General features: G+C 36.0%; 7 protein-coding genes and 1 pseudogene. 3 read left to right on the forward strand and 5 right to left on the reverse strand.

Translation table 11 applies throughout. The annotated features are described in order from the left end of the window. From BACCOPRO_RS18245 to BACCOPRO_RS00610, 5 genes and pseudogenes are all read right to left on the reverse strand, one after another. A pseudogene (locus tag BACCOPRO_RS18245) lies at window positions 1-358 on the reverse strand (hypothetical protein); the annotation flags it as partial. After that, entirely contained in the window at window positions 355-1,785 is a 1,431-nt protein-coding gene (gene drt3a, locus BACCOPRO_RS00595) for an antiviral reverse transcriptase Drt3a (protein ID WP_008139922.1), read from the reverse strand. The gene drt3a and the pseudogene BACCOPRO_RS18245, both read right to left, overlap by 4 nt. Window positions 1,786-1,952: 167 nt before the next feature. Continuing rightward, window positions 1,953-4,919 carry a type III restriction-modification system endonuclease gene (locus BACCOPRO_RS00600; protein WP_008139924.1) on the reverse strand — a complete coding sequence of 989 codons (2,967 nt, stop codon included), beginning with the start codon at window positions 4,917-4,919 and terminating at the stop codon, window positions 1,953-1,955. A gap of 1 nt (window position 4,920) precedes the next feature. Then, window positions 4,921-6,822 carry a site-specific DNA-methyltransferase gene (locus BACCOPRO_RS00605; RefSeq protein ID WP_008139926.1) on the reverse strand — a complete coding sequence of 634 codons (1,902 nt, stop codon included), beginning with the start codon at window positions 6,820-6,822 and terminating at the stop codon, window positions 4,921-4,923. Then, entirely contained in the window at window positions 6,819-7,031 is a 213-nt protein-coding gene (locus BACCOPRO_RS00610; protein ID WP_008139928.1) for a helix-turn-helix transcriptional regulator, read from the reverse strand. The genes BACCOPRO_RS00605 and BACCOPRO_RS00610 overlap by 4 nt, the downstream gene beginning before the upstream one ends. A gap of 188 nt (window positions 7,032-7,219) precedes the next feature. Between BACCOPRO_RS00610 and BACCOPRO_RS00615 the strand changes: the two genes are divergently transcribed. Genes BACCOPRO_RS00615 through BACCOPRO_RS00625 form a run of 3 tightly spaced genes read left to right on the forward strand, consistent with a single transcriptional unit; the run spans window position 7,220 to window position 9,491 of the window. Further along, window positions 7,220-7,495: a hypothetical protein gene (locus BACCOPRO_RS00615; RefSeq protein WP_008139930.1), complete on the forward strand. Its 276-nt coding sequence runs from the start codon at window positions 7,220-7,222 to the stop codon at window positions 7,493-7,495. A gap of 1 nt (window position 7,496) precedes the next feature. After that, window positions 7,497-8,612: a DUF3696 domain-containing protein gene (locus BACCOPRO_RS00620; RefSeq protein ID WP_008139932.1), complete on the forward strand. Its 1,116-nt coding sequence runs from the start codon at window positions 7,497-7,499 to the stop codon at window positions 8,610-8,612. Window positions 8,613-8,615: 3 nt separating this feature from the next. Beyond that, on the forward strand, window positions 8,616-9,491 hold the full coding sequence (locus BACCOPRO_RS00625) for a hypothetical protein (RefSeq protein WP_008139933.1): 876 nt from the start codon (window positions 8,616-8,618) through the stop codon (window positions 9,489-9,491). Window positions 9,492-9,615: the final 124 nt, after the last annotated feature.

The raw sequence follows: 9,615 nt of genomic DNA on the forward strand, positions 1-9,615 counted from the left end.
CCATTTGACTCACAGGATGGATTAGTGCAAGTCGACGAAGTTTGTGTGGTTTATGTTTAATCTTATATAAAAACGGAATACTAACAACTTTGTCCTTGAATTTAAATTGATTATCTGGTAGGATTGTTAGGTCTTTATTTAAATACGGAGAGAAGATGAAATTTAACACGGCTAACGCATCCTGATCGATATCTTTTTTCCAAGACAATTCAGTCCCGTCAAATCTTATCCCATTGCTGACAAGATATCTGTAGAAATAGCGATTCGTAAAAATTACTGGCAACTCATATGGAAGAACATCGGATAATAACACTCGTTCGTTCTTGTATTTAAGGCGTATTTTCCTTCTTGTTTTCATGATAACCATTCGCTTATTTCCGCTATTCTTTGAGGGTTGAACTTAAACATAATACGATCATGCCATCGCTGCTGAAAGTTAATGGCATCTATCTTCTTTTTGATTGAATTTATATATTTTGTCCTATCGGGCCTCCCTTTTAATACCTCGCCATGTGGCGTTATTGGTTTGGATGACAGGTAAGAAGTTAGATCATCTAAATCATTATAATCAGTCAAAAGGTCATTCCCAAAAAACAATCCAGCTTTAACTCTCTCTTTAGATTTAGTTAATCTAAAGTTTCCAGATATTAGGTCAAGAGAGTCTAATAAATCTTTTTTGGCTCGTTTAAGATCAATTGCACTTATTTGTTCAAAATGAGCAAAGGAGGCATCTATCTTTTGTTTGATTTTTCTTATTTTTTTATCAGACATACCAAATTCTGCATTAATTTCGCTTTTGGGTTTAGAAATCGTTATCTTATAACCTAAGTATGTAAACTGTTGTTTTGCAGTACTATTGTAAAAATCAATAAGCTTGCACTTATCTTCTGCGGGATTGTTATTTTTAATCTCAAGTCCATAATTCTGAAATAGATTCTTTAACCCTTTATAATACTCTGATATACTCTGGTTGTTAGGGAGTCCCGCTAAAATTATCAAAATGTCATCCACATAACGGGCATAAAATATAACATTTTGCAAATTTCTAATATGTTGATCTATGTCATGCATATATATTTCAGATAGATACGAACTTATTCCTATACCTCTAGGAACACCGCAATCAGCCTTGATTTTATTCGGGTCTTTTTGTCTGTTATATTCTGACAATATTCCTTTAATCATTCCTTTTGTCTTGTTATTCACAAGATTATTAGCATTTATTTTGTCCAATAATGCTTGTTGTGGAATAGACTCAAAGAAACCAGTAATATCTGTCCGAATAAGGTAGAATGGTGTTGTTGTATTCAGAAGTAATTTAACATTAGACATTATTTGGTGCTTATTTGCCTGTCTTACGTTAAATAACCCTCTTATTATTCTCTGTAAATTCTTAATGGCATAAAAATACTCCCATTGATGGGTATCGATTGTAAATACCTGGTTACCTTTATCATCTATAAAGGTATTATTTATCGGCAATATAAAGTCTTTGTTATTAGCTTTTTGAGCATATTTACTTAACTCATTATATAGTTCTTTGTCTCTATCTTCTTGTTTGGCTTTTATGGTGGACTTAAGCCTCTCTAACTCCGAAATTTCCTCTTCTGTCCTATTATTCTTTTTCTTTTTTGTTATTTCGTGAGTTCTACTTTTCATAGCCTTCATTTCAGAGACAATATTTCTATAATGTTCGGGCATATCGTCAAACGCAATATACCCTTTACGATTCTCCTCATGGAAGATAGAAAGGTAATTCTCTACTGAAAATGATTGATCGAACATATTCTAATAAATATTATTCTTTTTCTTTCAATATCCTAGTTGGCATTATCAATGCTGCTATTCTCTGGTAAATTTATGTCTTTATCGTTTTTACTACATAGAGTTGCTAGAGTTATCCCCAATGGAGAAGATCCTGTCGCTCATCATTATCATGTTGGTCTATAATATTATTCCTGTAATACTTCTTTTACAATCTGCAGTATTTTCTTATTGTTGAGTTGTGTTCGGAAATATACATTATACCCTTGTGCTGATAGGTTATTGAAGAACACCTCGGCACATTTGATTTTTGCCTCCTCAATGCCGCGAAGAGTTGATTTATTTTCAACTCCCTTAGTCTCCACAACAATATTGAGCTCTTTTTCTCCATTGTCTTTTTTAACGACATACATGAAGTCCGGACTATATGACTCTCCGGTAATGGTAGGAATTGCGATACTATTACGCGGAATTTTTCCATAGACAATTACTTCATCAATGGAGGTATTGATGTTTTTCAACTCCAATGATGAATCATAAGCCTTGGTGTCATATAAATATTTCTCCATTGGAATTCCTTCTTCTATTTTGACACCAATCCTTCCTTGTGCAATACTCTCCCGGACAGATCCATCGTTATGGGTAAGAGCTGTTGCTTCAGGTTGTCCATGAGTCTTTTTGTAGTTAAATCGTCCTTGAAGAGTGGCCATTTTCCAGTCAGAGAAGCCTCTGATTATTTCACCAACAGTCTGTTCATTGAAGTATTTGTCATCTATACTTCCATGTCGCTTTACATAATTGCAAATAGACTTATGTATCATCGAAGCAGGAATATTAGTTGCCGATGATATCCTTTTTAAGAAAATGCCATAAGGGAGGGTGCTGGCAATGGAATACTGCACACCACTGCCTGTTTCTGTTCTCATTTGCGCCCCATCACTTCTGACTATATCTCTGTGACTGGAAATAACCTGTTCAGAAAAAATAGAAGGCGCCTCTAATATTTCTGATAAACCTTTCTCCAAATCATCATCAATATTGTCATCGTACCAAATAGTATATCTTTGATTGAGAACCTTCCACAACTCCTTAATTTCGTCAAACCGAGCTTTGCGAATGCCAATCGGTTTTTCGGATGTTTTATTGCGGTCTTTGATTTTGCTAGCGTCCAATCCAGATTTGAATAATGGATACTCTTCAAAGAACTGAGTCTTGTTTGCCGGAATAATATTGTGTTCCAAGTCAATATAATTCTTTGATAGAAGTTCAATAAACAAAGCTTTTTCTTCTTTGCCCATTTTCTCAGCCACCAGTTTGATCTGCTCCAATGAAACAGATGTCGTACCTGGTACTTCACTATTTATTTGCTCAACGAGTTTATTGGCAAAATCAGCTTCGGTAAAATCTACAATGTAGTTCAACATGAACTCCTGATTGGAGATTCGGTTCCCACACTCATCAACAGGCAATCGTAATCCTCGTCCTACTTCCTGCAACTTTGAGGTTTCACTACCGCTCGACCTCAATTTTGCAATAGTAAACACATTCGGATTATCCCATCCTTCCTTTAATGTCCACTTGGAGAATAAGAATCGACGCAAAATATATTTCCCGTCTTTGTCTCTAAAAGCAAGTAGGTGCTTCTTGCCATTCAGAATATCATTAACTTCATTGGCAATGTCTTCGTCTGACGAACTGTTGTCCTGAGCAAAATATCCCCCATGACATTCGTCAATATGGTTTAAACTGGCTTCAAGATATTCCCGATACTCAGCTTCCGATTTATCCAGATCTTTGATTGTTGCAACCAATTTCTCCTTGAGTAACCTTTCAAAAGCTTCCAATAAATACGGTTTCTTACCATCCTCGCTCTCGCGATAGGAAGTGATATCATCTATAAAGAAAAGTGCCAGCGTTTTGATCTTAAATGTGCGCCCGCAGAAATTCTCCCGTTCGGTTTCAAAATGGCGTTCGAGAGCAAGACGCAGCATCTGCTCCTGGTACGATTGCATGTAAATGTCCACATTCATCTCCTCGCCAACGTTCTTAATCAATCCATTGGACAACTCAATGGCATTTTTATCTATGGCTTGTATTGTGATGCCATTGAACTCCTCGGAAATTACCGACAACGAGTCATTTACCTGTAATTGATATGTCTTTGTCGGACTGTCTGCACTTTTATGCTGAAATATGGCTTTCTCATTTTTGACTACCGACAGAAGCTTTATTTTTTCTTCTTTCTTAGAGACTGGCTCAAAGTGTTCTTTGGCAACACCTTTAATCAATCCTTGGTTAAATGCTTCACAAGCATTCAGGTCGTAGAGCAGGTTCAAATAGTCATGTACAACCGTTTTATTTTTACCCCTGCCGGACACTGTTTCAGGGAAAGTTGCGCCGTATCTAATAATACATTGAGGGTTAATTTCTTCCTTGATTACGCCAAACGCCTTTTGGTCGCGTGAGAACTTATGTGGCTCGTCAATAATAACAAATGGACGAGTTGCACGGAGAGCATCGAACGGGCGATAAAACCCCTCAATAACGCTTCCGTAATCATCGCGACTGAGCATATAATTCTTGGCAACTTTCAACAATTGCATATTTACCAAAAGGACATAAATCTTTTTGGTATCCCTGTTCGATCCCTTCACAAATTCACTTACGGCTGCTGGGAAATATTGCCTGCCTTTCTTTTTTTTCTTGGGCGGCTCCAAAGTGAGCAATTCGATTTCTGCATCATATCCGCACACATCACGGAAATGACGTTTGACATAACCGTCCTCCATAAATTGTCTTGCTCCGGCCTTGATTGGAAGCGTAGGTACGGCAACAATAAATTTATTGATACCATACCGTTTGTGCAACTCATACATCGTCCGGGTATAAACGTATGTTTTACCCGTACCCGTTTCCATCTTGATGTCAAGGTTCAGGCAGCTTGCATCATGAGAATATGCACAATTCTCCGGTTGTATGCTGTTCCTCTTCTGTATGGCAACAATATTTTGACCCACCCCATCTTTTGACAGGATTATTTCGGGATTGGCATAGAACATCGTCGGCGACTTTATCGCCGTATCGGTAAAGACATCAGCAACAGCATCAACACCGGTTTGCTGATGAGGCAATGAAGGCTGAAGAATTAGTTCCATATCAATACCTAATATCAAAGTTAATACGCATATTCTTCTCGCCGTCCCGTATTACCCGAAGACTATCTTTCAGTCCCTGTAATTCTCCCCACGAAAGGGCATAGCCGTATATTACGATATTTTGAGGATTGAACCCTGCATCCGATTGATATCGGTCCAACAACGATGCAACGACTTCATTACTCAAATTTGGGTTTATAATATACAGATGCTTATCCATATAGTAAAGCTCATACCCTTCAATATTGAGCGTCTTTACATCTGGAGTCAATCCATAGCCATCACGTACAAGCCATGTTGTGAGAATTGTTGGTACACCAAACTCATCTACCAATGTCTTATCGCCAAATATAGAATGAGGGTCGAATTGTTCCATTTTTTCAATAGATTGGTTGGTCGGCTCTTGAAGAGTGAAGTGTTTGAATCCATAATTTAATGAAAACAAACTATTTTCAGATTGATATTTTTTTGCAGCGCGAATAATACGTTCAATTCCTATGTAATCTAAAGAGTGTGGCCTATGACATTCATCTAATTTAGAGATTGCTTTTTTCGCAATCTCTCTCGTATCTCCAGATTCTCTTACGACTTTTTCGTCTAAATTTTCTGGTATTTGCACCATAATGTATGTAAGAGCATCATCTTGACATGCTGATCTTTTAATATTCTCGGCCATTACAGCTTGGGCTGTAGTCGCGCTGCCAGAGAAAAAATCTAAAACAATCCCACCATTATCAACCACCTGTAGAAGATATTGAATAAGATATACTGTTTTAGGGTAAGAAAATGTTCCTGCTAATCCTAACTCATCAAGGTCATCCGAATAGGATTTAAAATCATTTTCATAAAGAAGTGTCCTCATCTTTTTACCTGGGGCAAGACGCTGCTTAAATTGTACAGACCAGTTCCCATCATTTTTTTTCAAGAATCTAATTTCTCCTATTTCCTTGTCTTTTAAAAAACGTTCTTTGCTTCTAAACCATTTACCTGTCAATTCAGTCCCATCGGGGGCGGTTATAGTATAGGGTCTAGTTTTAGTACTAGAACGCTCCATTGTATCCCAAAAATATTTACCATGTTCATCTTCTTCCGAATACCGCTTTAAGTACTCTTCTGTAAAAGGAATAAATAGCTTACCACCATAATTAATATCTCTCGCATATGCACATATATAATCATGTTCCACTGCGAATGAATCTGCTGCTGATCCACCTCCACTTTTAGTCCTTCTGGCAAGAATTGATAGAAAATTTTCTTCCCCAAAAATATCATCGCAAAGCAATTTCAAATTACTTTGTTCATTATCATCGATGGAAATAAATATCACACCGTCTTTTGAAAGCAGGTCGCGAGCAAGCAATAGTCGAGGCAACATAAACATGAGCCAGGCAGAATGCGTGGCAGATCCTCGACGCGTCAAGTCTAGAACTCGGCTGGCTTGTTCCTCGGAAATGCTCAGTTTCGATGCCAGTTCTTCAACCGTAAAGTTGAATGAATCCGTGTAAACAAAATCATCGGACCCTGTATTGTAAGGAGGATCAATATAGATACATTTTATGCTGCCGGCATAAGACTTCAGCAAATGTTTTAATGCATCGAGGTTGTCGCCACTGATATAAATATTTTTGCTGTCTTTGTTTTCGGGTAAATTGTTGTGCTCAGCATCCGGAACAATAACAGTCGTTGTATCCAAAGATGCCAGCAAGCGGGCATAGTTTTTCCCAAGAAATCGTAACTCATATCCTTCTTCGGTGACGTGTATCTTATCTTTAAGATATTCCTTCAACCGCTCAATATCAAATGAACCGTTACGGAAGCAAGCAGGGAAATGCTCTTTCAGAATCTCTATTTCCTTTGCTCCGACAGTTACATTATTGTTAGCATCTATTATATCTTTAATCATTGCAATTCGATTTTATTATTTAATAATTCATCAACAGTTACCTCCAGCAGTCTTGCGATCTTGACAAGAGTCTGCAAATCTGGCTGAGAACTGTTCGTGCACCATTTGGAAACAGTTGAAGGGTTTACTCCCAACTGTTCACATAGCCATTTATTAGTTCTTTTCTTTTCGGCTAAAACCACTTTTAGTCGATTAATATCAGTTTCCATACGGCTCAAATTTGTTATCTTAAAGCAAAGATAGTGAAAAGTTTTCACATATATAGGCCTATGAGAGATTATATTTCAACATATAATAAAAAACGTAAATACAAAGAAAATAATAAAAAAAATAGTACCTTTGTACATTCATTCAATTGTATGTATAATTATTTGATAAAAAGTTTAATATAGTATCTATGTCTAAAATATTTTTGATAACATACGATTTAAAGGAACCTGGACAAGATTATTCAGATCTTTACGAGGCTATAAAAGGTCTTGGCGATTGGCAGCATCCATTAGAATCTGTGTGGATGGTGAAAGTCAATGACTTTATTGTTGCTCAAAATATATATGACACTTTGCGTCCACAAATTGATGAAAATGATTTATTGTTTATCGTAGATATTACTGATAGAAATCGTCAGGGGTGGTTGTCTAAGACTGTTTGGACATGGCTTAATAAGGAATAATATGATTAAAAATATAACTATTGAGGGGTTTAAGTGTTTCCATAAAAGGCAATCAATTCCTCTTTCTCAAATTAATTTATTGTATGGGAAAAATGGCCGAGGCAAATCTACTATAGCTCAGTCTTTTTTGTTGTTAGCTCAAACAATGAAAGAGTGTAATGACATTGCAGAATTACGTTTAATGGGGGATTTGGTAGCATTGGGAACTTTTGACGAAGTGGTGAATGTCAATACAGAATCTAAAAAATTTTATTGGGCATTTCAAGATGACGATAATCGGATAGAGTTAGGTTTTGAAAAGCTACCTCAAAAAACTCAAATGGCAAAACTATGCGAGTTATTAGTTAATGAGGAAAATCGTTTTGATGTAAAAACAACTTCAGATAAAGAGATCGTTAGTGAAAATAAATCTGTTAGTACGACATCTGATATCATGATGTTACAAAACTTCAAATTGTTGCAGTATGTCTCAGCCGAACGTTTAGGACCTAAAAATAATTCCGCTAAAATAGATTCATTGGATAATAATAGGTTAGGGGTAAAAGGTGAGTACGTTATTAATGTACTTTCCAATCAAGGTTCTTTATTCCAAGAAAAAGTGTGTGAAGTTTTATCGGAAATATTAACAGGCGCTACTCTAGAAGCTAAACCTAAAGATGATGATAGTGTTGAGCTCTTTCTTGATTCTGTAAATAATGGTCATAAATTCCGCCCAATCAATGTAGGGTTTGGTTATAGCTATGTTTTACCTGTTATTGTTGCAGCGTTGCTTGCAAAAAAAGGAAGTATACTGATTGTTGAAAATCCAGAAGCTCATTTGCATCCAGGAGCTCAATCTAGATTGGCAAAATTCCTTATAGAAGTATCTATTAAAAATAATATCCAACTTTTGATTGAAACCCATAGTGATCATGTCGTAAATGGGCTCCGTATTGCAATGAAACAAAAATTAAATGATTTGTCTCCTAATGATGCTGAGATTATTTTTTTCTCTCATGATGATATAAATACAAATTCATCTGTAAAAATAATCAAGTGTGATCGTTTTGGAGAACTAAGTGATTATCCTGATGACTTTTTGGATGAATGGACAAAACAATTAGTTACTTTAGTTTGAGTTATGGACGCTTATTTTAACGAGCTCTCTTGTTTTCCGCTATGTGAATCAAAAGAATGTGCAAAAGAAAGGGCATACAAATTTGCTTCGCTGCTATCCGAAACGAAGAAACAGGGTTTTAATGTCGTACGTTGCCATGATAGAGGTATGGCTGAAATTCTTCTGTGTCAAGACTATTCTATTGCAGATTTTTGCAATGAAAATTTACGTGGAATTAAGGAAATGTTGTTATTGTCAATGTTGCATCCACCATATTTTGAACCAGATTCTGAGGAGGAGAAAACATATATAGAGAATACTTTTTCCGTTTCTGTTACTAATGATCTTAATCAGGAGGAAAGGAAACCTGCTTATGGTTTGTCTGCTGTATGTTTATATAATTCTATTGGTCAGAATCTTTGCTCTTGTGACTTTTGGGAACAAAGCAAAGAATATGTTATATATGACGTTGATGATTCAGGCAAAGAAAAAGAACACAAAGTTTTATCATTTTCGAATCCTGAAGACTATAAAACTTTAGAATATAAACAATGGCAAGCAAAAACACAACCTTGTAATTTTTGCGATTGCGGATTAGAGAAAACTAAAAAACAATGCAAATTATCTTCTGACCATCACGGCAATGATGTGTTGAAAAAGTTTGCTAAGGAAAGTTTATTTATTCTTCCATATATTGAGAGTGTAGTTACATCATTGGCATATACTCCTGATTCAAAAACATTTGTAAAAAAATTACATTATGATACAGGTCGAATTGAGATTGTATTAACATGGACAGAAAAAGGGTATGGAATGGTTGTACAAACTACAGCTCGAAATGATATTGAACTAATCCAGATTGGAAATGAGTTGGAAAAACGTTTTGGAAATGGCAATTGATTTAATGTAGAATATGTTTGTCTAATATCTTCTTAAATCGCCTTTGACAGCCTTAGATAGCGTGGTTTGTTTGTCTAAACAACAATGTAATTTAGGCAACTACTTGAAAATAAGGATGAAACAA

This window comes from Phocaeicola coprophilus DSM 18228 = JCM 13818 (assembly GCF_000157915.1).
Lineage (GTDB): Bacteria > Bacteroidota > Bacteroidia > Bacteroidales > Bacteroidaceae > Phocaeicola > Phocaeicola coprophilus.